The sequence below is a fragment of the Syntrophobacter fumaroxidans MPOB genome (genome assembly GCF_000014965.1).
In the GTDB taxonomy this organism is placed as follows: Bacteria; Desulfobacterota; Syntrophobacteria; order Syntrophobacterales; family Syntrophobacteraceae; genus Syntrophobacter; species Syntrophobacter fumaroxidans.
Genome location: NC_008554.1, coordinates 311,516 through 337,456, shown reverse-complemented (window position 1 = coordinate 337,456; position 25,941 = coordinate 311,516). Strand labels below are relative to the sequence as shown.

At 60.5% G+C, this 25,941-nt stretch carries 22 protein-coding genes; 6 read left to right on the top strand and 16 right to left on the bottom strand.

Annotated features, from left to right (window positions below):
• Nucleotides 1–36: 36 nt before the first annotated feature.
• Together SFUM_RS01440 and SFUM_RS01435 are read right to left on the bottom strand one after the other, a co-directional pair.
• Entirely contained in the window at nt 37–2,103 is a 2,067-nt protein-coding gene (locus tag SFUM_RS01440; protein ID WP_011697155.1) for a PAS domain S-box protein, read from the bottom strand.
• A gap of 767 nt (nt 2,104–2,870) precedes the next feature.
• Complete coding sequence (locus SFUM_RS01435) at nt 2,871–3,473, bottom strand: DUF1287 domain-containing protein (protein ID WP_011697154.1); 603 nt, start codon at nt 3,471–3,473, stop codon at nt 2,871–2,873.
• A 790-nt stretch (nt 3,474–4,263) separates the two neighbouring features.
• On the opposite strand from SFUM_RS01435, the gene SFUM_RS01430 reads away from it, so the two are divergent.
• Nucleotides 4,264–5,346: an IS110 family RNA-guided transposase gene (locus SFUM_RS01430; protein ID WP_011697153.1), complete on the top strand. Its 1,083-nt coding sequence runs from the start codon at nt 4,264–4,266 to the stop codon at nt 5,344–5,346.
• 584 nt (nt 5,347–5,930) lie between these two features.
• Nucleotides 5,931–6,791 carry an amino acid kinase family protein gene (locus SFUM_RS01425; RefSeq protein ID WP_011697151.1) on the top strand — a complete coding sequence of 287 codons (861 nt, stop codon included), beginning with the start codon at nt 5,931–5,933 and terminating at the stop codon, nt 6,789–6,791.
• Between the two features lie 44 nt (nt 6,792–6,835).
• Here the strand turns inward: SFUM_RS01425 and SFUM_RS01420 are convergent, their stop codons facing one another.
• Nucleotides 6,836–7,054 (bottom strand): hypothetical protein, encoded by a 219-nt coding sequence (locus SFUM_RS01420; protein WP_041439553.1) that lies wholly within the window; start codon nt 7,052–7,054, stop codon nt 6,836–6,838.
• A 105-nt stretch (nt 7,055–7,159) separates the two neighbouring features.
• Between SFUM_RS01420 and SFUM_RS01415 the strand changes: the two genes are divergently transcribed.
• Entirely contained in the window at nt 7,160–7,546 is a 387-nt protein-coding gene (locus SFUM_RS01415) for a PadR family transcriptional regulator (RefSeq protein WP_049766253.1), read from the top strand.
• A 45-nt stretch (nt 7,547–7,591) separates the two neighbouring features.
• Here the strand turns inward: SFUM_RS01415 and SFUM_RS01410 are convergent, their stop codons facing one another.
• From SFUM_RS01410 to SFUM_RS01390, 5 genes are all read right to left on the bottom strand, one after another.
• A complete protein-coding gene (locus SFUM_RS01410; RefSeq protein WP_011697149.1) occupies nt 7,592–8,389 on the bottom strand; it encodes a hypothetical protein in 798 nt (265 codons plus the stop codon).
• A 282-nt stretch (nt 8,390–8,671) separates the two neighbouring features.
• Nucleotides 8,672–9,163, bottom strand: coding sequence for a Spy/CpxP family protein refolding chaperone (locus SFUM_RS01405; RefSeq protein ID WP_011697148.1), 492 nt, complete (start codon nt 9,161–9,163; stop codon nt 8,672–8,674).
• 10 nt (nt 9,164–9,173) lie between these two features.
• Nucleotides 9,174–9,581 carry an anti-sigma factor family protein gene (locus SFUM_RS01400; RefSeq protein ID WP_011697147.1) on the bottom strand — a complete coding sequence of 136 codons (408 nt, stop codon included), beginning with the start codon at nt 9,579–9,581 and terminating at the stop codon, nt 9,174–9,176.
• The gene (locus SFUM_RS01395) at nt 9,578–10,141 is read right to left on the bottom strand and encodes an RNA polymerase sigma factor (protein ID WP_167321299.1); all 564 of its coding nucleotides are present in this window, start codon (nt 10,139–10,141) and stop codon (nt 9,578–9,580) included. Before SFUM_RS01395 ends, SFUM_RS01400 begins: the two co-directional genes overlap by 4 nt.
• A gap of 118 nt (nt 10,142–10,259) precedes the next feature.
• A complete protein-coding gene (locus SFUM_RS01390; protein ID WP_011697145.1) occupies nt 10,260–11,450 on the bottom strand; it encodes a putative sulfate/molybdate transporter in 1,191 nt (396 codons plus the stop codon).
• Nucleotides 11,451–11,726: 276 nt separating this feature from the next.
• Here SFUM_RS01390 and tsaA point away from each other — a divergent pair, with 276 nt between their 5' ends.
• Entirely contained in the window at nt 11,727–12,209 is a 483-nt protein-coding gene (gene tsaA, locus SFUM_RS01385; protein WP_011697144.1) for a tRNA (N6-threonylcarbamoyladenosine(37)-N6)-methyltransferase TrmO, read from the top strand.
• A gap of 23 nt (nt 12,210–12,232) precedes the next feature.
• On the opposite strand, the gene SFUM_RS21230 is transcribed toward tsaA, so the two are convergent.
• Nucleotides 12,233–14,626 carry a CocE/NonD family hydrolase gene (locus tag SFUM_RS21230; RefSeq protein WP_049766252.1) on the bottom strand — a complete coding sequence of 798 codons (2,394 nt, stop codon included), beginning with the start codon at nt 14,624–14,626 and terminating at the stop codon, nt 12,233–12,235.
• Between the two features lie 228 nt (nt 14,627–14,854).
• A complete protein-coding gene (locus tag SFUM_RS01370; protein WP_011697142.1) occupies nt 14,855–16,261 on the bottom strand; it encodes an amidophosphoribosyltransferase in 1,407 nt (468 codons plus the stop codon).
• Nucleotides 16,262–16,613: 352 nt separating this feature from the next.
• On the opposite strand from SFUM_RS01370, the gene hgcC reads away from it, so the two are divergent.
• Nucleotides 16,614–16,904, top strand: coding sequence for an HgcAB-associated protein HgcC (gene hgcC, locus SFUM_RS01365; protein WP_011697141.1), 291 nt, complete (start codon nt 16,614–16,616; stop codon nt 16,902–16,904).
• Between the two features lie 19 nt (nt 16,905–16,923).
• Entirely contained in the window at nt 16,924–17,763 is an 840-nt protein-coding gene (locus SFUM_RS01360) for an arsenite methyltransferase (protein ID WP_011697140.1), read from the top strand.
• A gap of 105 nt (nt 17,764–17,868) precedes the next feature.
• Here SFUM_RS01360 and SFUM_RS01355 read toward each other — a convergent pair whose 3' ends face one another.
• The 6 genes from SFUM_RS01355 to dnaK form a co-directional block, all read right to left on the bottom strand.
• Nucleotides 17,869–18,972 (bottom strand): permease, encoded by a 1,104-nt coding sequence (locus SFUM_RS01355; protein WP_011697139.1) that lies wholly within the window; start codon nt 18,970–18,972, stop codon nt 17,869–17,871.
• Between the two features lie 166 nt (nt 18,973–19,138).
• Complete coding sequence (locus tag SFUM_RS01350) at nt 19,139–19,483, bottom strand: ArsR/SmtB family transcription factor (protein WP_011697138.1); 345 nt, start codon at nt 19,481–19,483, stop codon at nt 19,139–19,141.
• 241 nt (nt 19,484–19,724) lie between these two features.
• Complete coding sequence (gene clpB, locus SFUM_RS01345) at nt 19,725–22,346, bottom strand: ATP-dependent chaperone ClpB (protein WP_011697137.1); 2,622 nt, start codon at nt 22,344–22,346, stop codon at nt 19,725–19,727.
• Nucleotides 22,347–22,431: 85 nt separating this feature from the next.
• On the bottom strand, nt 22,432–22,764 hold the full coding sequence (locus SFUM_RS01340) for a chaperone modulator CbpM (RefSeq protein ID WP_011697136.1): 333 nt from the start codon (nt 22,762–22,764) through the stop codon (nt 22,432–22,434).
• Nucleotides 22,765–22,782: 18 nt separating this feature from the next.
• The gene (locus tag SFUM_RS01335) at nt 22,783–23,757 is read right to left on the bottom strand and encodes a DnaJ C-terminal domain-containing protein (RefSeq protein ID WP_011697135.1); all 975 of its coding nucleotides are present in this window, start codon (nt 23,755–23,757) and stop codon (nt 22,783–22,785) included.
• Nucleotides 23,758–23,961: 204 nt separating this feature from the next.
• Nucleotides 23,962–25,857, bottom strand: a complete 1,896-nt coding sequence (dnaK, locus tag SFUM_RS01330; protein ID WP_011697134.1) for a molecular chaperone DnaK — start codon at nt 25,855–25,857, stop codon at nt 23,962–23,964.
• Nucleotides 25,858–25,941 lie beyond the last annotated feature (84 nt).

Genomic DNA, 25,941 nt, shown 5'->3' with positions numbered 1-25,941 from the left:
TCCGGCCCCCGGATGTGCACTTGGCGGTGCTTCGGCTTACAGGTTCTTGGAGATGGACATGCAGAACGTGATTCCCCTTTTCGCCCTCGGTTCCACCCACACCCGGCCGCTGTGTTGCGCCGCTATTTCCTTCACGATGGCGAGGCCCAATCCCGCCCCCTCGACTCCTTTCGAGGCCGGATTCCGTTGAAACGCCCCGAAGATTCTTTCGGCATCCCCCTCTTTCAAACCTTTTCCGTTATCGCTGAATGAAAAGATGTGGAAATCCTCCGATTCCTCATACCCGGTCTGGATCGTGCTCAGCTTTTCCCCTCCGTATTTCAATGAGTTGTCGACGAAATTCCTGAAGGCCCTCAGCATGGCCACGCGATCCGCCCTGATTTCAATCCGGGCCTCGGGTTCGAGCCAGTCTATGCGGCGCAGGCTCAGTTGCGCGGAGAACTCGTCCCTCAGCATCCTGATGATTTCCGCAATGTTGATTTCTTCAATGGCAAGGGGGGCTTCCTTCGTCGCTATGTAGACATTGATCTTGTCGACCAGGGCAGCGATGTGCTCCGAAGTCCTCAGGATCTGATCGCAACAGACCTTCCCTTTTTCGTCGAGGAGGCTCCTGTAATTCCTGTTCAGTCGTTTTGTCAGGCCATAGATGCCGATCGCCGGACTCTTGAGATCGTGGGCGACGGAATAGGCGAACAGCTTCAGTTTTTCCGCACTGTCCTGAAGCGCTTCCTCCGCCAGCTTTCGGTCGGTGATGTCGCGGTTGCTCCCGCGGCGGCCCATAAAGCAGTCCTTTTCATCGAACACCGGTTGGCAGAGGTGTCCGATCCACCGCGTCGCCCCATCCCGATTGATGATGCGGAACTCCAGCCCGTGTCGTGTATGCGCCGTCCGATCCATGGCCACGTGGGCGTTGAAACGGTTGACGTCGTCGGGGTGAACGATGCGGGAAAGCAACCGGGGATCCGCCTCGAACGCGCCCGCCGGGTAGCCGGTGATCCTTTCACAGGACGGAGAAATGTACAGGAACCGGCCCTCGGGACTCATCCAGTATTCCCAGTCGTGCGTGTTGTCGGCGACTATTCTGTACTTGGTTTCGGAAACCCGCAGCATTTCCTCGATACGCTTACTCTCAGTAATATCTTCGTAAGTCCCGAGGACGCCTTTGATCCTGCCTTCGGAATCGAGCAGGGGGACCTTGTTCGTGCGCAGCCATACCCGGCCGCCGGACGGCGTCGTCTGGGGCTCTTCGTATCCGAGTTTCGGCCTGCCGGTTTCCATCACCATGCGGTCATCCGCGCGGTAGAGCTCCGCCAGGTCCGCCCAGATCATCACAAGGTCGTTCTTCCCCACGATCTCTTCCGGCGACTGCAGACCCGCGTCGCGCGCAAACGGGCCGTTGCAGCCCAGGTAGTTCGAATCGAAGTCCTTCCAGAATACCCTTACGGGAATGGTGTCCAGGACGGACTGCAGCATTTGCTGCGATTCGCGCAGCTTCTGTTCGGCCTTCTTCCGCTCTTCGATTTCGTGCGTGAGCTGTTCGTTCGCCCTCGCCAAATCGGCGGTGCGCTCCTTCACCAGATCCTCCAGGCGGTCGCGGTATTCATGAAGTTCCGCTTCCACATTCTTGCGGTCGGTTATGTCCTCCGCGATCCCCGCAATACGATAGGGCGTCCCTGCCGCATCGCTAATGGGAAACCCGCGGTCCAGCACCCAGCGAACCGAACCGTCGGGACGCACGACCCGGTATTCGACGCTGTATCCCCCGCTGGCCCTTTGCGCCAGTAGCTCGTCAACCCTCTCCCGATCGGCCGGGTGTATCCCTTCCATCCAGGACGTGGGATTCGCATAGAGGCTGTCGCATGTGCGGCCCCACACCCCCTCGTAGGCGGGGCTGATATACAGCATCCGGCTCTCCTGGAGGTCGGCCATCCAAAAGACCTCCCTTATGTTTTCCGCCATCTGGCGGTATCGCCCGGCACTTTCCCGCAGAGCTTCCTCCATGCCTTTCAGCTCCGCCAGTTCCTTATCCTGCCGGCCCAGGCGCCGGCGCATCTCCTCCAGTTCACGGATGAGTTGCTCCCTGCTTTTCTCTTCGTCCTGCATTTCGAGCCTCCCGAAACATCACCGGCAAGATCGTTGGAACTCCGTGGTTTCCTGAACGCCGCAGTGTCGAGAATTCCGCAGTACGCGATTCGATGTGTGTCGTCGTGACGGGGTGGATGAGATTTTGAGCTTGCGGCAGGGAGCCTTTGTTCTTCTCCCGTCCTGCGCGAATGGAGAACATCCCCGGACGAAACCGCACGGGATGGGCACAGTGCCGCGCACAACGAGAGGCGGGCCGCCTCCGGTCATCCGTTGGAGCGCTCCATGGCCGGAATCGGCTTCAATGCCTTGCAAAAGGAATGCCCCGGATTATGAGCGATTTTTCCGTGGAGGATTGACTTCGAGCGGCACCGGTTTGCCCGGCTCCTGCCGGACGCCGTGCGGCGGCTTACGGTCGCGGCTCCCAGTACATAAAATTCTATCAGATTTCAGGCGATTTCGGGTAGTGAAAGATGGGAATTACGATTCTTTTCCGCTGATTCTCCACAATGGTTTGAAATAACTTCGCAAAACTATATTTCCCATTTCCGGTATCCGTTATGGACCGGAAGTTCACGGCAACACATGGACGGTATGCCGTCGTGGCGGCGCGGGCCGGATGAACCTCCCCCCCTGCCCCTTGCTCCGGGGCGAAGGTCGTGCGTTGATCCCATGCGAAAATTACGGGTTCGGCGGTCTTGCCGGGCGCCGGGGCTCAGGATTCCCCCAGGGACTGCGCGCCGCGGTTCGTCGGCGGGAGCGGGTGCGGCGGATCATCCCACGCGCGCTCAGCGGGCGCGGCCCTGCACGCTGCGCCGAACCCGCGGTTCGTTCGTCTTGATTCTGTAGTGCCCGGTCAGCGGGAACTCGAACAGCCGGTCTTCCTCTTTGGCCCCGGCTCCGATATTGTGGATGACCAGGGGAACTCCTCCGGCATTCGTTCTGTCGCTGACGATCATGATGTGAGGCAGGTTCGGCGGGAGAGTGCAGGTGACGAGATCCCCGGGCTTGTAGTCCTTGGCCTCCCTCGTGACGGGAAGGGCATATCCCATCCTCTTGAAATAGGTCTGCAGGTTAGGCACCCGTCGATGGTCGATACTGCTGTCCGGGCGTTTCAACCCCCAGAGCCGGGGGTAGCCGCCAAAGTTGAGGATCATGTCTTCGTGGACCAGTTTTTGAAGATCCATTTGGAGTGCCGCGCGATACGCACGCACTACCACGTCGCTGCATACGCCCCGCTCCAAGGGAACATCCCCGCCCGGATACGCCAGCTTTTCGTAGCCGGGGTCGTAGCGAATCGTCTTGCCGACCTGTTCGCGGGCAGCCCTGACCACGCGGCTTTCCGGGCTCTCCTGGGCCGCGCTCAAAGGAACCGTCGCAGCCAGCAGCATCGCCGCACCCAACACGAACTTTTTCATAATCCTCCTGCGTGGAATCGGACCCTCGGTTCACCCGCCCGCGCCACCCGAACCCCTTGATCGGCAGGTGCCTGGGCCGCGATCGAAGGCCGCCGCCGACACCCCACTCGCCCCCGGCGCCGGATAACCCATCGGGCGCCGCGATGCGCCCCGCTTCCGAACCCCACTTGACGCATCCCCCCCGCCCCTTGTATGTTGGCTATGACGGCAGGGGCAAGGGCATTGGGACCGTGGGCTGCGCTGCCACGCATCCCACCCTTCGCGACTCAAGAGTTGACAAAGAACACAGTTGCTGCCGTTGGTCACGCCATGCACGCGACCATCGGGAGCCGGTCCCGAGACCACCCTTGATTCCGCTTCGGGGTACGCCCTGTGCCTTCCTCGGCCCGGCGGTTCCCCGTCACGGCAGGTACATGCCTCCAGCCCACGAAATGAACGAGACGTGAAACCGCCATACCCATACCACTCAACATGCCCTCTGACAAATCCTATCCGCTGAGTGCCCGAGAGCCGCCCGGACGAGGCAAATTGCAGATTTGCACGGCAGGTTTTCGGGTGGGCGATGCCGGCTGATTGTACACACGCCCTTTCACTGACTTTGCGGTGAAGGCCTCCCGGATCCCTTTATCAGCCGGGAGATCCGGGAGCATATGTGAAAAGTCAAGGTTTGATAATCATATAAAAGGCACCTCCCTCCATAGCAGGGAAAGATGCTATCCTGTTATGGCGCTAAAGCTGACGACTTTAAACGGGGAGGTGCCCTATGGGATTGTATGCGGGGATAGACCTACATGCAAGCAGCAATTATCTGGCAATTGTCGACGAAAGCGGGAAGAGGACTCTGAGGTGCAAGCTCCCCAATGACGGGGAGGAGGTGGTGTCGGCACTTGAGCCTTATCGGGATCAAATGATGGGCGTGGCGGTGGAGTCGACCTTCAACTGGTACTGGCTTGTGGACACGCTCAATGAAAGCGGCCTGAGAGTGCATCTGGCCAACCCCGCAGCCATCCAAAAGTACTCGGGGCTCAAGCATTGCGATGACAAGTACGATGCATTCTGGCTGGCCGAGATGCTGCGACTCGGGATACTGCCCGAGGGGTACATCTACCCGAAAGAGGAAAGACCCTTACGGGATCTGCTAAGGAAGAGAGGGCACCTGGTCAAGCTCAGAACCTCGCTCATCCTGAGCTTGCAGAACATAGTGGCCAGAAACCGCGGTTTGCGGGTAAATGCAAATGAGGTCAAGAGGCTTAAGAAGAACCGCATCCCCCCGTTGCTCGAAGAAAACGAGGATCTGGCCATGGCCGGCAGGGTCAGCAAGGAGACCATTGATTTTCTCACCCGGATGATCCGGGATATCGAGATTGCGGTTGCCAGGAAGACGAGCCTTAAAGATTCCTACCGGAATCTTCTTACAATCCCTGGAATCGGAAGGATTCTGGCGCTGACCATCATGCTGGAGACCGGGCCGATCGGCCGCTTCCCCAAGGTGGGCAATTATGTCTCCTATTGCCGTAAAGTCGGTTCCAGATGGACCAGCAATGAGAAAGCAAAGGGAAAGGGCAACAAGAAGAACGGCAACAAGTATCTGGCTTGGGCCTTCTCGGAAGCCGCCGAATTGGCAAGACGATTTGATCCGGAATGCAGAAGCTATTACAATCGCAAGATGCATCGGAGCAACTTCCTGGTGGCCCACCAGGCCCTTGCCCACAAACTGGCCAGGGCGGCTTATTATCTCATGAAGGACAACGTTGTTTTCATGCCTGAAAAGCTATTCGGGCGATCACCCCCGGCACAGGAGCCGGGCAGAGCGCATGTGCCATGTCGGGAAAGGGGCACGCGTTAAACAATCGGCTGGGACGGCAAACCTGCAATGGGGTTGGCAAAACCACGAGGTTTGATTGGAAAGCCGTTCCACCCGGCCCGATAAAGTCATTGACATCTTTGCCGCCCATGCCGTGAGCCACTAAGGGGTGGTTAACAACCATGAGGTTTGAAAAATCGTTTGGACATGGCATGGAACCGAAGATTTTCTGGTCCGCCTCGGGCGGAAAGGGTCGAGAACACAGGAATTCTTTCCGAAACGACCCTAATCCTGATGGGTGACTGGTGCGGCAGAAACTGACCGCGAAAACCCAAGGAAACTGCGGGAGCTGCGAGGATGTAGGTGACGATTGCACATAGCAGGAAAACAGTGAGCGAAACGCGATCCGCCCCGGGAGGCAAACTCGGCCTGGATCGTTTTTCGCAAAAAGGTGTCTTCCTTGCGTTGGGGGAGGTTTTTTCTCTTGACCCCAGCCTTTTAAATGGGTGACCCCGGCTTGCGGAGCGGATACAATGGCAGCGCATGTCCGCAAACACAAGATTTGGGATGAAATTCGAGACGTGCCCGAGCAGGACCGGCGGGCGAACCGGTGGAAGAGGAGTAACATGGCGAAGCTTGTCAAGGAAGGAAGCGAGAAAGGAAGGCTGCACATCGAATCCCCGCTCATGGGTGAATCCCTGGTGAGCAAGGAGTTTCTGAAGAGAACGGAGGCTAAGGAATACTTTCGCATGCAGCCCGAGATCAACGTCGTCAAGATCGGAGGGCAGAGCATCATCGACCGCGGCGCCACGGCGGTGCTGCCGATTGTCGATGTGCTGGTGCAGGCCAAGGAGCAGTATAAAATCATCCTGATGACCGGTGGAGGCTCCCGCGCAAGGCACGTCTACAGCATCGGGATTGACCTCGGAATGCCCACCGGCGTACTCTCGAAACTCGGGGACAAGGTTTCCTGGCAGAATGCCGAAATGATGAGCGTGCTTCTCAATAAACACGGTGGCGTCAAGATCGGACACGGGGATAACCTCGAGCAGCTCACCATGTTTTGCCGGCGGGGATACCTGCCGATCACCTACGGAATTCCGCCGTACGGCTTTTTCGAGCACCCCGCCGAAATCGGGTCCATCCCGCCTCACCGGACCGACTGCGGTGCTTTTCTCCTGGCCGAAAACATAGGCGCCCGCTCGCTCATCTACCTCAAGGACGAAAGAGGCCTCTTCAGCAACGATCCGAAGAAAGTCGCCAAAGCCGAACGCAAGAAACTCCGGTTCTTCGACCGGATTTCGGCCAGGGAGCTCCTTGAGCTGGATCTCGACGACCTGATCATCGAGCGTCCGATCCTCACCCTGCTCCAGCGGGCGAAGTGCCTCAAGGAGCTCCAGATCATCGACGCGCTGCACCATCCGGAGCATATTCTCGACGCCCTGGAGGGGAAGCACGTGGGCACCATCATTTACAAGGAGGAGTGATTCTCCGCACGGGCGGCTCAGATGGTGCGCGCGGTGCGGAAATGCTACTCCGCCTTGCCCTGTGCCGCCTCTTTTTCCTCCTTTCCGCCCTTGAGGATCACCACGGTGGCTCCGATGGCCTCCGCAAGTTGATCGAGCTCCTTCTTGCGGATGTGCTCAACGTAGATTCTAAGGTTGAGGTCATGGACGCCGACGACCCGGTAGCGGGGTTTCTTTTCGCCGGTTTCGATCTTACGTCTTTCACGAACGAAAATGGTGGGCATGGCTTTCTCCTTTGCGACCAATGGTGGCGGGTGAACGGAAAACGTTCCTGCCGACTGTTTCCATTAAGATTATATATGCTTCATGGATATAGATCAAGGAAAGATATGCCGGAACCGAAGGGAAAAAAAGCTCGACCGGAACAGGGAAAACGCGAACGCTACATGCAGCCGTCCATCCTGCTGGGCCTTTATCCAAAGCCGTCGTACGGGTATGAGCTCATCCAGAACATCCAGAGATTCGGATTCGTGGAGGGGCAGGCTCCACCGGGAATGATCTATCGACACCTGCACCAGCTGGAGGGGGATGGATTGGTCTCGTCCGAGTGGGATACGGGGGCGGGGCCGGCAAAACGCATGTATCGCCTCACTGAAGAGGGCAGGCAGATGCTCGCCCTGTGGGTCGAGTACATGGAGAGGCAGGCCAGGAACCTGAGCGCCTTTGTCGAGCAATACCGCTCAACCCGCGCGGCCGGAAGCGCCGAGCCGTCCTGAACGCGTGGTCGGCGGCCCGACCCGGTTCCCGGCGGTTGGCGGAAATCACGAACGAGACTGCCCCGGGGATTCTTCCACGGGCTGCCGGGCGCCGCCAAGATGGCGTCCCGCCTCTTTTGCTCCCTTCCTGCGCTTTTCGCCCAGCGACTCCCAGACGCCCTTCTCCCTCGGGATGACGGGCAGAATGGGTCGATTCCCCCAAAGGCGCGGGCGCAGCCATCCTCTCGTGTCAACCAGGTCTTCGGGACCCGGGACCTGCCCGTCCCGATCCAGGGATACGGGCATGATGTCGAGTCGTTCGAGCTCGGACACCCGGACCCTTTCCGGCAGACCGCGCAGCGTTCCGAATTCGATGAACCTGCCGCTCCATCCGTGAACCGTCAGCCCGACGGCCGCGGCGGCCCCGATGATGCCGTCATTCGTTCCGCCGTGGCCGGAAAGATGCATGTTGCGCGCGGCGCGCATGGCATCCTTCTGCTTCACCACCTGCCGGGTGCATCTTTGACCGAAAGCGACCAGGCCGGCCAATGACGGGTCTCCGTCGCAGGCGACGCAAAGCCCGGGATCGCTCCCTTCCAGAGAATGGCGTTCGAGATGCCGGGCGGCCCTCGAAGCCAGGTCGTCAAGGAGGCCCGCGTCAGGCATCTCCACGATCACGCATGCACTGCTGTTATGCGATGTGTAAGGGATGTCGTCGTGCACCAGGAGTTGCTGGCGTACCACTCCCCACACGTTGCAGCCTTCCGGCAATTCCCGTTGGAACCATCGGGCCAGCTTGCCTGTTCCACGATCCGAATCGGGGCAGTCCGTGTCGTCAAATCCCACATAAGCGCGAATCATCATCGTCAGCGTGTCCTTCGAAATCTTGCCCGGAGGGAAAAACGGAAAAATCGGACGGTTCCGCCCGATGCCGCTATCCTGTCAAACCGGTCACAGCGGTAATGAAGGATAGCACTTTGTGAAGTCCGGTTCAATCAAAAGGACACGGACCGGACGAAACGGGCCTGGCGACGCCCGGCGACAATGGACTGTGCGATGTCTGAGTAAAGCTGCGGAAGCGATGCGCCCCACGCCGCGCGCCGGGCTTGACCCCATCGCGCCGCATTGTGCGGCGCGACTTCCGCATCAGCGGTTTCGGCCGGCTTCTCCCGTCTTCTTTCCCGCCCTCACGTCGTGGACGCCAAGTCCCCCGCCCGAGAACTGATCGACGATGATTTCGTAGAATCTCCGCTTTTGGGCCGGGGTGAGCAGATCCTTTTCCTCGAGGATGTGTTCGATGACTTCGTGTTCGAGCTCCGACTGCTTGCCGATGATCCCGTCCGCTACTTCGTAAATGCGTTCCCGGTCCGCCGGCTCACCGAAAAGAAGCTCGGCCAGCTCGCCTCGCCTGAGACGCATCTCCCGCCGGATTCCTTCCACTCTGGGCAGAAACACCGTGCGAATCTCCCGGAGTCGCGCGCGTTGTTCTTCCGTGAGATCGGGAATGAGATCGAGGTATCCCTTGATGTCTCCTTTCCTCGCGCGGGCCTTGCTGAGAGCCAGGTAAGCGACGCTCAGGGCAACGGAAACGAGGATGACGGCGGCAACAAAACCATAGAAGAAAGATGCAGCGTTCATTGAGAAACCCTCATCTTTGCGGGCCGAGAACCTTGAAGTATGCGTAGCCGATAAAAGAGTCGGGAATGTCGTTGAACTCATCGAGGGAGCGCGTGCCGACGCGTCTTTCGGGCTCGAGAAGCTCGACGAATCTTCCTGTATATTCGAGCAGGGTCTTCCATGCCCGCTGGAGAATAGGACCCTTGCGCACGGGGGCAACCGTGTATCGAACCTTCGATACGAGGATGCGGGCGAAATCCGCGGACGGACCGTACCGGGGAAGACCCGTGACCAGCGCGTCGACGTCGCCGAGTGCCTCCAGCTCCTTCCGGCAGTCCTCGCACTGCCGCAGATGAGCGGTAAATTGCCCGTGCAGTTCGGTATCGAGCTCGCCGTCCATGTAGGCGACCAGCCTCAGCCGGATTGCTTCGCACTTCACTTCGTCCCTCCCTGTTGCTTTCTTCTCCTCAGGCTTTCTCTCAGGGTCTTGCGGGCTCTGAACAGCAGAGACTCGACGCTCCCGAGGCTTGTCCCCAGGATTTCAGCAATCTCCCGATAGGACAAATCCTGGTGCAGGCGCAGGAGCAGCACCGCCCTCTGATTGCCGGGGAGTCCGTCGAGCGCCGATGCGATTTCCTCCTGGAACTCGCGGTCTTCTCCCGGGTCGGCCAAAGCCTCCCGGGAAGCTTCCTCCCCGTTTCGGTGAAGGGCCTCCGCCAGGGTCCGCCGCCGCTTCCGGCGGTCGAGCTCGGTCATGGCCAGGTTGTAGGCTATCCGAAAAACCCAGGTCGAGACCTTCGTTCTCGCCTCGAACCGGGGGGCCGCGCGATAGACCCTCAAGAAAACTTCCTGGGCGAGGTCTTCGGCCGCGCCGCGATCCCCAAGGATCCTGGCGATGAAATTGAGCAGCGGGCCCTGGTAGCGCCCGACCAGCGACTCGAAGGCGTCCACGTCGCCGCGGCCCGCGGCATTCACCAGTGCAAGATCAGGGTCATCCATGGACATCGCTCTTTGCCCGCCCCTGCCCGAGCAACCTCCATCCGGTTGCCGCAACAGCGCCCGACGCTCCCGGGGCGGTCCATGAAAAACCCGATCCTCCGCCTTCCGCCCCTTCGTTTCAGACCTTTATCCAGCCCCTTCGCAGGGAAACATCCAGAATGATCCCCACCAGGAAGGCCACTCCCATATTCCACATCGCAAATGCAGCCACGATGAGCATCACGTAGAAATCGGATTTCTTGTCACCGATATCCCTTACCACGATCGCCAGCTCGGAGCCCGCAAAAAACAGGATCACCCCCAGGATCGCATTGGGAAAAATCTTGAAGATGAGAGCGACGGACTCGCTGAAAAACAGGGCAAGAACGATCACGATGCTTCCGAGTATCACCAGCGCGCCGCCCGTTCTCGCCCCGAAACGAACGTGTCCCGCCATCCCGCCCGCGCCGTGGCACATGGGAACCCCTCCGAAGAAAGGCGAGACCAGGTTCATGATGCCCTGGGAAACGGCGATCTTCTTTTCCGTCACTTTCCGGTCGGGAAAGAGCTCGTTGTTCTCGGCGGTGATGGCAATGACCGCGTTGCCCAGGGTCAAAGGTATCTGGGGGATTGTAAACAGGAGCGTGCCCGTGACGATGTCGTTCCAATTGATCATGTCGAGGCTGAAGACGGGCAGGCGGAATCCGACATGGATCCCGGCCAGTTGCGACAGGAACTCCGGATTCATGATCACCGCCGACACGATTCCGATGATCAAAAGCATGAACATGGCCGGGATTTTCGGATTGGTGAGGAGAAAGTACGTGACGACGAGGGCGATGCCCGCCAGCACGGGAGCCGTCTTCATGCGGTTGACCCCATCCACCATGAAGGAGAGGCCCAGTCCCAGCATGATGCCGCGTACGACCGGCTTGGTCGCAAGCCGGGCTATGGGTCTTATGGCCCCGGTCGCGCCGGCGAGAAACCAGAAGATGCCCGTAGTGAGGCCCGACCCGAAAAGAGCCGCCGGGCTTATCCCCCCGGCAATGGCCGCGGCCCCGATGGCTTTCATGGGCTGAATCGGTATAGGCGTCTTGTAGTAGAACCCGGCAACGAGCAGGCAGATTCCGAACATGAAAAGCAAACCCAAAGGATCCACCTTGACGATCGTTATGTAGGCCACCACGAATGGAATCAGCGTGCCGACATCCCCGAACGCCCCCGCCCACTCCATCTTGTTGTAGGAATTCTTCGTTCTTGGCGCGGCCGCCGTTTCGGCATTCACCGTGCCCCCGCTTTCCAGCCCTTCAACCCGGTCGTCCGCTGACATTGCGTCTCGCCTCCCTGCTTTCAGGTAAGTCTCAGTACAAGGTTCCACAATCCAGGGCTGCCCGATTTGCAGGCGAACGAACCGCTCTCGAAAGCGTCATCCGCTGCGCAGCTTCGTTCCATTTTTCCGGTCCCTGCCCGTTAAACCCGCCAAACAGGAAAAACTTGCGCTCGGATGGAATTTTTCTTAATTTGGGCTACTGTCGGAGGGAGATTTTCCCTCCCGCTCCGCCGGTTTTATCAACCATTACGGCAATATGACGCAAAGGAACCCGCCATGCAAGGACTGACCTGTTTTCCCGTCGGAGTCATTCGGTCCCCCTATAAGGAGATCCAGGGGATGCCCATCCAGGCCAAAGGAGCCGAAGGTGTTCCGGGAACGGTGGAGCTGAACGCGGAATTGGAAGGCGGATTGAAGGACCTGCAAGGCTTCTCGCACATTATCCTGATCTACCATTTCCACAGGAGCGAGGGCTATTCCCTGGAGGTCAAGCCCTTCCTGGACGACCGATGCCACGGGGTGTTCGCCACGCGGGCTCCCAGGCGTCCCAATCCCATCGGCATTTCCATCGTGAGACTTCTGAAGGTGGAAGGGAACATCCTGCACATCGAGGATGTCGACGTGCTCGATGGGACGCCCCTGCTGGACATCAAACCCTACATCCCGGAATTTGACGCGCGGGAAACGGACAGGATCGGGTGGCTGTCCGGCAAAGCCGGCCGGGTGAAAGAAACGCGGGCGGACGATCGGTTCAAATGATGTGTCGGGAGCCGATGCGCGTTTTACACCCACAACCGTGGAATCGTCCCCTCGACGGTCTTGTTCTCGAACGGTTCCCAGCCGCCGCCGGGTTTGCCGATAAATGTCCGGATCGTCGCCTTGTACCTGAACACCAGCCGACCTCCGGAATCCCACTCCGTCGAGACCTTGGTCGTTCTCCTGGCCATCACCTTCCAGTGCGATCCGCCCGTGTTCCTGTCCAGGATCACCCTCGAGCTGGTGAACCCGCAAAAAGTGAGGGGCTCGTCGTGGACAACTATGAAGTTCTCGCGATCCACCTCGTCGACCCACAGCCCCTCGAGAGGCCCGTCATAGCGGTATCGGCCGTAGTCGGTCGTTTTTCTGACCACCGTGCCCTTTCTCCCCAGAACGGTAAACTGCCTCACCAGGCGAGAGTCCTCCCCGTTTCGGGCGGTTACGGTCGGCACGTAGGTACCGGAATCCACCCATAAAATCCGGGGAGCCGGCGGTAGCAGGCTTTCCAGGCGCCCGTCCTCCGGTCTCGGCTTGCGCTCGGGCAAGGAAAGCGCGCTCATGCGGGAACCGGTCCCGGCACGGCCTGCGTACACGGTGATGGTCGCGAGCTCCGGGCTCGGGCACATCGTCGGGAAGAATGAAGGCGAGACGGAAAGCCGGATACGCCAGCCCTGCTTGAAGGTGTGACCGATCACGTTGAGCGGCACGACCACATCGAAGACGACACCGGGCTCGACCGGCCGTGGCTTTGCCATGTCGCCGTCCCGGCAGCAAAGGTTGAAGAAACGGTAGCTCACCAGGTGAGAAGCCCCTGTGTCGGGGCTCACTTCACACAGGCGAACCGCGATGGACGCAACGGGCTTGTTGCATGAGAGCTTAAGGCATGCCGTCGGATAACCGAAACAATCCAGATCCTTCGGGAGCGGAGCGCTGTCGAAATGCAGCGACGCGGCGTCGGCTTGCGACTGGTCCCCCGGGAGATCGTTGTTTCCGCAATGGCCCCATGAGGAGGTTTCGAGCATCCTGGCGGCCACAACGAGGTCGCCCGTGCCGACGTAAGTCGCGCCGGAATCCGGCAATCCGGATCTGAGCCGGCCATCGGGCCATAAATAGAAGATTCTCTCCCTGACACGGGTCGTCCATTCCCCATCTTCGGCCGCCCACCTGCCCTTCTCCGGCCGGCAACTGGAACTGCCGGGTTCTTTGGACTCGCCGAGCCATACGGTCATCTCGGGCAACTCCGCGTCGGGGTCCGGCGTCTTTCCCTTGAGCCACCTGTCCCACCAGTGCGTCAGGACGTAGGGAAGCCAGTCAATCCTGGGCCCGGGATAACCCGAGTTGGGGCAGGCATGCCCCCAGGGACCGAGCAGCCCCTGCACCGGCATCCCCGCGGCGCGCAGTCCGCCGACAACGCGAGGCACCGGATTTTTGTAGCCGTCCTGGTAACCGGACACGATGTAAACGGGCACCTGCACTCGGCCGTATCTGTCCCTGACGCTTGAAGCACTCCAATAGAGATCCCTAGCCTGGTGCTTCCCCCAATGCTTGAACCAGAAATCCGCCGCGCGGATTCGCTCACGCCACATGCTCTTCCAACGATCCCCGACCACGAGGGGATCCGGAGGCTGAGCAAGCCAGCCGAACATCGAGGACGCCCACCCGATGTTGTCCTGCATCATGGCGCCGTTCATGTAATGCACGTCATCGTTGTAACGGTCGTCCGTCCCGCAGATCACGAGAACGGCCTTCAATGCCGGGGGACAATCGGCTCGCGCGGCCACCATCAATGAATTGATGGCGCTCCAGGATGTGCCCGTCATCCCGACGTTCCCGTCGCAGGAGGGGTGGACGGCGATTTGTTCGATCACCTGCGTGCAATAGACGAGCTCTTCATCCGTGTACTCGTCAATGAGAATGCCCTGCGAATCCCCCGCCCCCTGCAGGTCGACCCGGAAACACAGGTATTCGTGGTAGGCAAACCACGGATAATAACCGCTGTCGGAGGACATCATCCCGTCCCTGCGCCGGTAGGGATTCAGCTCCACAATGGCGGGACACTTTCTGCCTGCCGCCCTCGCATCCTTGTTGTACCAGAAATGTCCTTCCAGCTTGATGGGGTCCTTGCCCGGGTACCGGACCGTAAAGGTGATCCGCTCCGGGTCGGGGACCTTGTCCCTGGCCGGGAATGGAGCCGGCAGGGAATCAATTCCTTCGGGCGGACCGGCCGCCGCCGGCCGGCCGCCTTCTCCGGCATGTCCCGGCACTCTCAGCAGGAAACCGGGAGCGATGCCGGCGCCGATCAGCCAGGCGGCAGCAAAGAGGAAGGATCGGCGATCGGCGGATACTCCGCCGTCCACGTCGTCAAAGGGCGCGGGAACGTCCCCGGCCTTCCGCGAAAGCACTTCGGTGGGCTTGAACATGGAGCCTCCTGCTCAGAGAACATGATGAACCGCTTCAGATATGAGTTTGTCCAGGGAAATGCCTCCACCGGGCATCTTGCGTGGCTGGAGCGCCCTTCGTCCGTTCCACCGCCCCGCACCCGGGGTGTACGGGAAAACATAGGCCGCACCCGCGTTTGCATGGATGTGCGCGAGCCCGGCCATGGTTGCGGGCATACCGGGAAGGGCGCGATGCCTTTTCCCCACCGCTCACGCGCCCTTGCTCGAGCCGTCCCAGCAGTGTGTGCACAGCTTCTCTTTCGGCAGCCCGATGGACGCCACCAGGTCGTCGAGCCGTTGATAGCGAAGCGTGGTGAGGCGCAGGCGTTTGCGTATCTCCTCGACCATCGCCAGGTTCTTCTTTGACCCCGCGGTGATATAGGATTGCAGGTCCTTGTCCCGGCCGTTTTCCAGCTCATGGATGATCTTGCGTCCGATCAGATCCTCGGTGGATCGCGAAGCCGAGAAATTGAGGAACTCGCAGGGAAAAACCAGGGTCGGGCAAGCCGGCCTCATGTGCACCTCGCGAGCCCCGTAGTCGAACAGGATCTGGATGTTGTCCTTGAGTTGCGTTCCGCGAACGATGGAATCCTCACAGAACAGGAGGCGTTTGCCTTCGATGAGGCTGCGCACGGGAATCAGTTTCATTCTCGCCACCAGGTCCCTCAGACGCTGGTCCTGCGGCATGAAGCTGCGCGGCCAGGTGGGAGTGTACTTGACGAACGGACGGCGGTACGGGATTCTCCTTTCGTTGGCGTACCCGAGGGCATGCCCTATCCCCGAGTCCGGAATGCCCGCGACGTAATCCACCTCGGCATCGTCGTCGCGTGCCAGGGCGCATCCGCACGCATTCCGGACGAATTCCACGTTGATGCCTTCGTAGTCGGACGCGGGGTAGCCGTAGTACACCCAGAGGAAGGAGCAGATCTGCATGTCCCGCCCCGGCGGCAAACGCTGTTCCCATCCGTCGCAGGCGACGTAAACGACCTCTCCGGGCCCCAGGAACCGCTCCACCTCAAAACCCAGGTTCGGAAAGGCGCACGACTCCGAGCTGACCGCCCGCGCCCCGTTGCGGCGGCCGATCACCAGGGGGGTCCGCCCGAGCCTGTCCCGCGCGGCGTAGATCCCGTCGTCGGTGAGCAGCAGCAAAGAACAGGAGCCTCTTATGGACGCCTGGACCTTACGGATTCCGTCCTCCAGGTTGTCTTCCGAGCAGATCAGCTTGGCCACCATCTCGCTGGGGCCGACCACCCCGCCCGCCGTGTCGAAAAAACTCCGCCTTTCATCGAATGCTTTGTGGAGCAGTTCTTCCATGTTGTTGATCTTGCCCACGGTGACAATGCCGAACGTCCCCAGGTGCGAACGGGCGATCAACGGCTGCGGATCGGTGTCGCTGATGACTCCGACGCCCTTGTTGCCGGAAAATCGCGCCAGGTCGGACTCGAACCTGGTCCTGAAATAACTGTTTTCGATGTTGTGGATGGAGCGCTGGATTCCCTTGGAGTTGCAGACAGCCATCCCTCCGAGCCGGGTCCCGAGGTGCGAGTGATAATCGGTTCCATAGAACAGATCGGAGACACAGTCGTCACGAGACACAATTCCGAACAAACCGCCCATACCATTGCCCTTTCAGGAAGGATTCCGCAGCCGACGCCCCGTCGATCCCCACGCTCTGCCCCGCCGGACCGATGGACGCATCAAGGCGGCATCCCGCGCACGAAGACCAACCACCGTCCGCATGATACATTGCCTTCCCGCATATGTCCATCACAGCTCACACCAACGGCAGACCCGCAATAACGGAAAAATTCCGCCCGGCCTTCGCCCTCCCGGAACATCCCGGCTCGATGCCGTCGTGCCACGCCCGCCCCCACCTTCACCCGTTTCCCTTGACTTCTTTCGCTGATCGGGTTACAGAATATTCTGAAGAATCTGTAAAATAGGAAAAGAGTGAAAGGGAATACGGTCGATGTCGACGGAGAAAACTGAAGGATCGTGTTTTTCGCAAAGCGCCTGCAGGAGCTGTTGCAGGGTCGAGTCCGTGGTCAGCCTGGACGAGCGCGGGCAGATATTGCTGCCCAAGGATTTGCGCAGGAAGGCGAACCTCCGGGCGGGCGACAAGCTGGCCGTGATCAGCTGGGACAAGGATGGGGAAATCTGTTGCCTCACGCTGATCAAGGCCGACACCCTGGCGGCGCAGGTGAGCGATTTTCTCGGCCCCCTGGTGAAGGGGATGCTCGCCGGTCAGGATGATCGATGAGCGATGGAGGAAGCTGGGCATGAAAGCCGAAGAGATCAGGAAAGCCGTTCGCTCGGGGTACGCGAGGGTTGCGCGGCTCGAAGGTTCCTGTTGTGGAAAAACCGGCAGGTCGTGCTGCGGGGGAGACGCCGGCTCCCTTCCGGACGATGTCGGCCTGCAAATCGGATACGGCGAGGATGAGTTGAAGACCGTTCCCGAGGGCGCGAACCTCGGGCTCGGCTGCGGCAATCCGACGGCCATCGCTGCTCTCCGGGAAGGCGAAACGGTTCTCGACCTGGGATCGGGAGCGGGTTTCGACTGTTTCCTCGCTGCGGCGAAAGTTGGGCCCAGCGGGAGAGTCATCGGCGTGGACATGACGCCGGAGATGATCGCCAAAGCACAAGAGAACGCCCTCAAAGGCGGTTACGCGAACACTGAATTTCGTTTCGGGGAGATCGAAAACCTTCCCGTCGAAGACAGCTCCGTCGACGTGATCGTATCGAACTGCGTGATCAACCTCTCGCCCGACAAGCCGAAAGTCTTCAAGGAGGCATTCCGGGTCCTGAAGCCCGGTGGACGGTTCATCGTCTCCGACATCGTCCTGACGGCGGAACTGCCCGAATTCATCAGGAATTCAATGGATGCTTACGTTGCATGCCTGTCGGGGGCCGTTCTGAAGCGCGAATACCTGGCGGGTATTGAAACGGCGGGGTTTCGCCATGTCCGGGTCGTGAACGAAACCGTGTTTCCGATCGAACTGGTCGCCGCCGATCCGGCAGTACGGGAAACCGCCGGGAATTCCGGGCTGTCGAGCGAAGATGCTTGCAGCTTCGCGGATTCCATCACGAGCATCACCGTCGCCGCGATCAAGCCGCTCTGACGGCCGGGCCGTGGCTCCCGGAAGGATCCCGTCCGCGACGTCGCGTCCATATCTTCTCTCAGAAGGACACTTGGTCCCCGACGGCCCGCCCCCCTTGTTTCCGGGTCAAATGAGAAGGTTGAACAGGTATCCCACGATGACGATCCCGACTCCCACCGTCCCGAAGAATACTCCGATCAGCCGCGGCTTGAGGACCTTCCGCAGGATGATCGCCTCGGGCAGGGAGAGCGCGATGACCGACATCATGAAGGCGAGCACGGTGCCGAGCGCGGCCCCCTTCTCCAGGAGCGCGTGTACCACGGGAATGATACCCGCGGCGTTGGAATACATCGGGATGCCGATCAGCACCGAAAGAGGCACCGACCACCAGGCGCCCCTGCCCATAATGGAAGCCATGAAACCTTCCGGCACATACCCGTGGATGACGGCCCCGACCGCTATGCCCAGAACGACGTACTTCCACACCTTGCCCACGATGTCGCGCACGGCGTCGAGGCCATAACGAATGCGGTCCGTCCAGGTCTTTTGTTCCTCGACCACGCAGCCCTCGCCCATCTGCACCTGCATGACCCAGTCTTCAAGCTGGTGTTCCATCCGCAGTCGCCCGATGACCCAGCCCGACACCATGGCGATCATCAGGCCGGTACCGAGATAGACGGCCGCCACTTCCCAGCCGAACAGCCCGAACAGCAGCACCACGGCAATCTCGTTCACCATGGGAGCCGAAACCAGGAATGAAAAGGTCACCCCCAGGGGAACGCCGGTCGTCACGAAGCCGATGAACAGCGGAATGGCCGAACACGTGCAGAACGGCGTCACGATTCCCAGCAGAGAGGCCAGGACGTTGCCCGCGGTCTCGCTCCTGCCCGCAAGAATCCTGCGTGTCCGTTCCGGCGTAAAGAAGGAACGCACGACCCCCACGCCGAACACCACCAGGGTGAGCAGCATGAGGACTTTCGGCGTATCGTAGAGGAAGAACTGCATCGCGCTGCTGAAGTGGTTGTTCGGCGGCAATGCCAGCAGGTTGAAGACGACCAGCCGGGAAAAGGCCTCGAGGTTCAGGTAGACGAGCACCCAGGCGGCAAGCACGAGTACCCCCGCAAGCAGGTACCGGACCAGCGCCCGCCGTTCGCCCGAAGCCTCCGCCGGGGCCGCTCCCTCATGGTTCGCGACCGGGCAGCAGCATGCGTTCTGATCGATTGTTTTCATGGTGAATCCTCATCCGTGGAAAACCAAAGACATTCCAATATCGCTTTCCGGGAATTCCCATCCCGGCGTTGCACGGGTTCGCACCGCCCAGGCAGACGATCTGCCGAAAACCGGCCCCTCGCGCGAACCGATCACGGCGTTGCACCGCCCGGGCCGCACCCACCGGTCACTTTCCGCAGACGTCCTGCCTGCGGATGTTCGGAAGGTTTTCCGTGACCCGCAGGATTTCCGGTTCATCCCGGAGCCAGTGTTTCAGATTCCCCAGAAGGGCTGCCGCATATCGATTCACGCTGCCGTCGGACAGCGAATAATCGACCCATGGCCCGTTCTTTTTCGCGCAAACCAGCCCGGCGTTCTCGAGCAGCTTGAGGTGATTGGACACCGTCGGTTGGGCGAGTCCGAGGGATGCCTGGATTTCACACACGCAGAGCGTCCTTTCTTGCAGCATCTTGAGGATCTTCAAACGGTTGGGATCGGAGAGCGCTTTCATGACTTTGATAAAGGTTCTCACGGGCATCTCCCTGCTCGGTTCTTTCGCGCCGCACTATATAGTCGAATGGGAATATATGAATCAAGGCGTGGAAAGTCAATCGGAAAATCGTTGCGGACCGCAGAGTCGATGGAATCGATGAATCCACCTTCCCGGGCATGTACACGGGCCGGCGAGGAGGCTGCCCGAAAGCGGCCGACGCATCCCGCGGGAAAAAACAGCGCGGCCGGCGGGTCCATCCCGCCGGCCGCCGCATTCGCGCCTATTCGTTTTCATTCACGGTGTGCGTCACCGAGAGGTCCCCGTCCTGGATGTCAACCCGGATCGTTGAGCCGTCGGGGATATCCCCGGCGATCAACGCCCGTCCGATGCGGGTTTCCAGGTTGTGTTGCAGGAACCGCTTGAGCGGCCGCGCACCGAATACCGGGTCGTACCCGGCCCTGGCGATGAACTCGCGCGCCTGCCCCGTGAGCTCCAGCTCGATGCGCCGATCTTTGAGCCTCCTGGTGAGGTCCTTGGTCAGCAGGTCGATGATTTTCTCGATTTCACCGACGGTCAGCGGCTTGAACAGAACGATGTCGTCGACCCGGTTCAGAAACTCCGGGCGGAACTGGCGCCTCAGGTCGGACATCACCTGCTCCCGGGCCCGTTCCTTGATTTGCCCGTCGTCCGTGACGCCATCGAGCAAATAGACCGACCCGATGTTGCTGGTCATGATGACGACGGTGTTCTTGAAGTCCACCGTCCGGCCCTGGGCGTCCGTCAGACGGCCGTCGTCCAGGAGCTGCAGGAGCACGTTGAAGACGTCCGGGTGGGCTTTCTCGATTTCGTCGAACAGGATCACCGAATACGGCTTCCTGCGAACGGCTTCGGTGAGCTGTCCGCCCTCCTCGTACCCCACATAGCCCGGAGGAGCGCCGATCAGACGCGACACGGCGTGCTTTTCCATGTATTCGCTCATGTCGATCCGGACCACGTTGTCCTCGGAGTCGAACAGCGCCTCGGCAAGGGCCTTTCCCAACTCGGTTTTGCCGACTCCGGTAGGGCCGAGAAAGATGAACGACCCGATGGGCCGGCGTGGATCCTTGATTCCGGATCTCGCCCGGATGACGGCGTCGGCGACCAGGCTCACCGCCTCGTTCTGGCCCACGATCCGCCGGTGCAGCACCTCGTCGAGTCGCAGCAGCTTCTCGCGCTCTCCTTCCACCAGCCTGGTCACGGGAATTCCCGTCCATCGCGAGATGATCTCGGCGATCTCCTCTTCGGTCACCTCTTCGCGAAGCAGCCGGTTGCCGTCCGGATCCGCCGACAGTCCCCCTTCTTCCGTCTTCAGCTTTTTCTCCAGGTCGGGCATGAGGCCGTGCTTCAGTTCGGCAACCTTCTGAAGGTCGAACTGCCGCTCGGCAACTTCGATATCCCGTCGGACCTTCTCGATCTCCTCCCGGATCGCCTGGACCTTTTTGATCGCCTGTTTTTCGGCTTCCCACTGGGCGCTCATGGCGTCGGTGCGGGCGCGCAATTCGCCGATTTCCTTGCGCAGCGCCTCGAGACGCTCCTGGCTGGCCTTGTCTTTTTCCTTCTTGAGGGCCACCTCCTCGATTTCGAGCTGCATCACCCTCCGCATGACCTCATCGAGCTCTTCCGGGCGCGAATCGATCTCGGTGCGGATCATCGCACAGGCTTCATCCACCAGGTCGATGGCCTTGTCCGGCAGGAACCGGTCCGTGATATAGCGACCGGACAGCACGGCCGCGGCGACCAGGGCGCTGTCCTGAATCTTGACGCCGTGGTGCACCTCGTAGCGCTCCTTGAGCCCGCGCAGGATCGAGATGGTGTCCTCGACGGTGGGCTGATCGACCAGAACCGGCTGAAAGCGCCGTTCCAGGGCGGCATCTTTTTCGATGTACTTGCGGTATTCGTCCAGGGTGGTTGCGCCGATGCAGTGCAGTTCCCCCCGGGCGAGCATGGGCTTGAGCATGTTGCCCGCATCCATGGAACCCTCGGCCTTTCCGGCTCCCACGATGGTGTGAAGCTCATCGATGAACAGGAGGATGCCGCCTTCGGATTCCTTGATCTCCTGGAGCACGGCCTTGAGCCGCTCTTCGAATTCCCCGCGGTACTTTGCCCCGGCCACCAGGGCGCCCATGTCCAGGGCGAAAATGGCTTTGTCTTTCAGCCCCTCGGGCACGTCGCCCCGAACGATCCGGTGAGCGAGCCCTTCCACGATGGCCGTCTTGCCCACTCCGGGCTCGCCGATCAGGACCGGGTTGTTCTTCGTCTTGCGGCTGAGGATCCTCACCACGCGGCGGATTTCCGAATCCCTGCCGATCACCGGGTCCAGCTTGTTGGTGCGGGCTTCCTGCACCAGGTCCCGGCCGTATTTTTGCAAAGCCTCGTAGGTGGTCTCGGGAGATGCGCTGGTAACGCGCTGGTTCCCCCTCACCGAGGTCAGGGTCTGCAGGAAAGCATCCTTGCCGACTCGATTTTCCTGCAGGAGCCTGCCCGCGGGAGTGGCTCCGCCCTCCTGGATGAACGCCAACAGCAGGTGTTCCACGGATACATATTCGTCCTTGAGCCGGCCGGCCTCTTCTTCGGCCTTGATCAGGAGCTGATTGAGCCTCTGGGTGATGTAGACCTTCCCGGGCTCGATGCCGGGGCCGCTGACCCTGGGTTTTTTCTCAAGCTCCTGCTCCAACCGCTCCCTCAGGCGGTCGACCTGAACGTCCATCTTTCGCAGCAGGCTCGGGATGAGTCCTTGTGATTGCTCCAACAGCGCCAGGAGCAAGTGTTCGACGTCGACTTCCACGTGTCCGTAGCGGATTGCCTTCGTTTCGGCGGCTTTGAGCGCCTCCTGGGATTTGATCGTGAGCTTGTTCAGATCCATCAAGGGATACCCTCCTCTATTCGGGATATGTGGACTTCGCTCCGAATCCGGTCCGAATGCGCCGGTTCGACGGCGCTGGCACGGCTCAGGCGAAGATTCTGCTTTCCAGTTCCTTTATATGGTTTTCCAGTGTTTCCACGCGGGCCATAAGTTCGAGCACCACTCCTATCCCCGCGTAGTTCACACCCAGTTCGTTGCGAAGCCTCAGAATTCTTCTCACCAGAGGAATCACTTCGGCTGAAAACACGGCCTCTCCATCGCTATCGCGGTCCATGAAATCAATCAGCCCGAGTCGAATAAACCGGTCGATCAGGTCGGGATGAATTCCACAATGCACGGCAAGTTCGTTCCGGGTCAGGAACGGCGAAGAGGAAGTGACCGTTTTGACATTGATCATGAAATAACGCTTTTCCACCATGGACCGAACCTCCTCGATCTAGAGCCGTGGATTGAAAGCGGATTCTTTTCGGAGCTCTTCGAAAAGCTCCTGTTCACGTCTGGAAGGGTGTTTCGGGACCATTATCTGAACCACGACGTAAAGGTCGCCGGCCGTTTCCTTGGGATTCGGCATCCCCTTTCCCCTCAACCGCAGCTTCTGACCGCTTTGAGTTCCCGGAGGAATCTTGAGCGTCACCTGGCCGGACAGGGTTGTGAGCTGCACATCGGCACCCAGCACGGCTTCCCAGGGTGCAACCGGAAGATCCACGTAAATGTCCCTGTCCTTGAGCCTGTAAACCGCGTGGGGCTCGATCTCGATCTTGAGGTAGAGGTCGCCCCGCGGCCCGCCTCCCATGCCTTCTCCCCCCTGGCCGGAGAGACGGATCTTCCGGCCGCTCATGATTCCGACCGGGATCTTGACCTCGTAGGTCTTCTCCTGCACCGCGACCTGACCATCGGGAGTCAGGCTCTGCATTTGCAGCGTGATGGACTTGGTGGCCCCGTGGAACGCATCCTCGAGGCTGATCCTGACGGTGGCTTCCTGGTCGGCTCCCGCCTGGCTCCACACCGGCCCGCCGCCGCGCCTCGCGCCGCCGCGCGCACGTCCGCCGCGCTGGCCGCCGAACAGCATCTCGAAGAAATCGCTGAACCCGCCGGATCCTCCCCACTGGAATTCACCCTGACCTCCCCCGCGCCCGAAATCGTATTGGTAATCCCAGCCGGGTGGCGGCCTGAATTCCTGACCGGTCTTCCAGTTTTCACCCAGAAGGTCGTATTTCTTGCGCTTTTCCGGATCCTTCAAGACCTCGTAGGCCTCGTTGATCTCCTTGAACTTGTCCTCGGCGTCGCGCGCCTTGTTCACATCCGGGTGGAATTTCCGCGCAAGCTTCCGGTACGACCTCTGGATTTCTTCCTGGGTCGCCGTACGGGGAACCCCCAGTACCTCGTAGTAGTCTCTAAACTTCACTGCCATGCTGTACCGTTGCGTCCCTTCTGTTCATGTTCGTGTATAGCTCCGCCGCATCAATGAATCCCCGTGCCCGCGCGCGTTCAGCGGGACTCCCTTTGGTCTTCAGTCGAATCCCCGGCCGGCCGCGGGAGTGTGCCGGGCCAGGGTATTTCCATGGTTGAATCGCGCGTAACCGGGCCCGCGCCCGTTCGGGGGGCCGCCTCAGGCTCAGCGTTCGGTGAATTCCGCGTCGATGACGTCATCACCTCCTGCCGGACGTTCCCGGGTTCCTCCCGCCGCCCCCGCCTGTGCACCCCCGGCCTGGCTGTACGCCGCGGCGGACACCATCTGAACGGCCTGCTGGAGATCGCTGATCAATTGCTGATAGCGCTCCTTTCCGGTGCTTTCATCCTTCACGGCGGCCCGAGCGTCCTGGACGAGCTGCTCGGAGCGGGCCTTCTCATGCAGCGGCACCTTGTCCCCGAAGTCTTTCAAGGAACGCTCCAACTGGTAAGCCAGGCTGTCCGCCTGGTTGCGGTTCTCTATCGTTTCCCGGCGCGTCTTGTCCTCCGAGGCATGCGACCGGGCGTCGTTCACCATGCGCTCCACCTCGCTCTTGGGCAGGTTGGTGGATTCCGAAATGGTGACGTTCTGTTCCTTCCCGGTTTCCTGGTCCCGTGCCGTGACGCTCAGGATGCCGTTGGCATCGATATCGAAGATCACCTTGACCTGTGGCACCCCCCGCGGTGCCGGGCGAATGCCTTCGAGTCGGAACCGGCCGAGGACCCGGTTGTCCCGCGCCATCTCCCGCTCCCCCTGGAGCACCACGATGTCCACCGCGGACTGATTGTCCTCGGCGGTCGAGAAGACCTCTTCCCGACGCGAGGGAATGGTGGTGTTGCGCTCGATGAGCCTGGTCATCACGCCGCCGAGGGTCTCCACCCCGAGAGACAGCGGGGTCACGTCGAGCAGCACGACATCCTCGACCTCGCCCTTTAGAACGGCGGCCTGAACCGCCGCTCCCACCGCCACCACCTCGTCCGGGTTCACGCTCATGTTCGGCTGTTTCCCCCCGGTGAGCTTCTTCACGAGCTCCTGCACGGCGGGGATCCTGGTGGACCCTCCGACGAGGATCACCTCGTCGATGTCTTTGGCGGTCAGCCGTGCATCGGCCAGCGCCTGTTCCACGGGCTTCATGCAGCGTTGCACCAGCTCGTGCGTCAGGTCCTCGAATTTCGCACGGGTGAGCTTCATCACCAAGTGCTTCGGCCCGGTGGAGTCAGCGGTGATGAACGGAAGGTTCACCTGGGTTTCCGTCGTGCTCGACAGCTCGCATTTGGCCTTTTCCGCAGCTTCGTAAAGTCTCTGCAAAGACTGCCGGTCCCCGCGCAGATCGATTCCTGTTTCCTTCTTGAATTCGTCCGCAAGCCAGTCCACCACGCGCTTGTCGAAGTCGTCTCCGCCCAGATGCGTGTCACCGGACGTCGAGCGCACCTCGCAAACCCCCTCGCCCACGTCCAGGATGGAAACATCGAACGTCCCGCCCCCGAGGTCGAAAACCATGATGGTTTCATTCTTCTTCTTTTCGAGCCCGTAAGCAAGGGCCGCGGCGGTCGGTTCGTTGATGATGCGCAGCACCTTGAGCCCCGCGATTTCACCGGCATCCTTGGTGGCCTGTCTCTGGGCGTCGTTGAAATAGGCCGGCGTGGTGATGACCGCTTCCGTGACCTTCTCGCCGAGATATTTGGATGCGTCGTCCACCAGCTTGCGCAGCACCTGCGCGGACACCTCCTCGGGAGCGACCGTTTTGCCCCGCACCTCGAAGCGCACCACATCGCCCTGACCGCGTACCACCTTATATGAAACGATCTTCGATTCCTCATCCACTTCGCCCCACTTGCGGCCGATGAACCGCTTGGCGGAATAGACGGTTGCGGATGGATTGAGGATCGCCTGCCGGCGCGCGATCTGCCCGACCAGGCGCTGACCGTCCTCGGTGTATCCCACCACCGAGGGAGTGGTTCGAGACCCCTCGGAATTGGCGATCACCGTGGCGGCCCCGTTTTCCCAGATTGCAACTACGGAGTTGGTGGTTCCAAGATCGATTCCTACCGCTTTTGCCATTTTCTTGTTCCTCCTCATATCAGCATACAAACACGAACCCCCGCAAGCGCGATCTTTCACAAATGGGGGGCGGCGCCTGCACAT

What these genes read in the sequence shown, in the direction of transcription:
- SFUM_RS21230 (WP_049766252.1), bottom strand. Translation starts at nt 14,626, where the DNA reads ATGTTCAAGCCCACCGAAGTGCTTTCGCGGAAGGCCGGGGACGTTCCC.
- SFUM_RS01435 (WP_011697154.1), bottom strand. Translation starts at nt 3,473, where the DNA reads ATGCTGCTGGCTGCGACGGTTCCTTTGAGCGCGGCCCAGGAGAGCCCG.
- dnaK (WP_011697134.1), bottom strand. Translation starts at nt 25,857, where the DNA reads ATGGCAAAAGCGGTAGGAATCGATCTTGGAACCACCAACTCCGTAGTT.
- clpB (WP_011697137.1), bottom strand. Translation starts at nt 22,346, where the DNA reads ATGGATCTGAACAAGCTCACGATCAAATCCCAGGAGGCGCTCAAAGCC.
- SFUM_RS01335 (WP_011697135.1), bottom strand. Translation starts at nt 23,757, where the DNA reads ATGGCAGTGAAGTTTAGAGACTACTACGAGGTACTGGGGGTTCCCCGT.
- SFUM_RS01340 (WP_011697136.1), bottom strand. Translation starts at nt 22,764, where the DNA reads ATGGTGGAAAAGCGTTATTTCATGATCAATGTCAAAACGGTCACTTCC.
- SFUM_RS01420 (WP_041439553.1), bottom strand. Translation starts at nt 7,054, where the DNA reads ATGCCCACCATTTTCGTTCGTGAAAGACGTAAGATCGAAACCGGCGAA.
- SFUM_RS01430 (WP_011697153.1), top strand. Translation starts at nt 4,264, where the DNA reads ATGGGATTGTATGCGGGGATAGACCTACATGCAAGCAGCAATTATCTG.
- SFUM_RS01440 (WP_011697155.1), bottom strand. Translation starts at nt 2,103, where the DNA reads ATGCAGGACGAAGAGAAAAGCAGGGAGCAACTCATCCGTGAACTGGAG.
- SFUM_RS01395 (WP_167321299.1), bottom strand. Translation starts at nt 10,141, where the DNA reads ATGGATGACCCTGATCTTGCACTGGTGAATGCCGCGGGCCGCGGCGAC.
- SFUM_RS01355 (WP_011697139.1), bottom strand. Translation starts at nt 18,972, where the DNA reads ATGAAAACAATCGATCAGAACGCATGCTGCTGCCCGGTCGCGAACCAT.
- SFUM_RS01415 (WP_049766253.1), top strand. Translation starts at nt 7,160, where the DNA reads ATGCCGGAACCGAAGGGAAAAAAAGCTCGACCGGAACAGGGAAAACGC.
- SFUM_RS01410 (WP_011697149.1), bottom strand. Translation starts at nt 8,389, where the DNA reads ATGATGATTCGCGCTTATGTGGGATTTGACGACACGGACTGCCCCGAT.
- SFUM_RS01370 (WP_011697142.1), bottom strand. Translation starts at nt 16,261, where the DNA reads ATGGGCGGTTTGTTCGGAATTGTGTCTCGTGACGACTGTGTCTCCGAT.
- SFUM_RS01390 (WP_011697145.1), bottom strand. Translation starts at nt 11,450, where the DNA reads ATGTCAGCGGACGACCGGGTTGAAGGGCTGGAAAGCGGGGGCACGGTG.
- SFUM_RS01360 (WP_011697140.1), top strand. Translation starts at nt 16,924, where the DNA reads ATGAAAGCCGAAGAGATCAGGAAAGCCGTTCGCTCGGGGTACGCGAGG.
- hgcC (WP_011697141.1), top strand. Translation starts at nt 16,614, where the DNA reads ATGTCGACGGAGAAAACTGAAGGATCGTGTTTTTCGCAAAGCGCCTGC.
- tsaA (WP_011697144.1), top strand. Translation starts at nt 11,727, where the DNA reads ATGCAAGGACTGACCTGTTTTCCCGTCGGAGTCATTCGGTCCCCCTAT.
- SFUM_RS01425 (WP_011697151.1), top strand. Translation starts at nt 5,931, where the DNA reads ATGGCGAAGCTTGTCAAGGAAGGAAGCGAGAAAGGAAGGCTGCACATC.
- SFUM_RS01405 (WP_011697148.1), bottom strand. Translation starts at nt 9,163, where the DNA reads ATGAACGCTGCATCTTTCTTCTATGGTTTTGTTGCCGCCGTCATCCTC.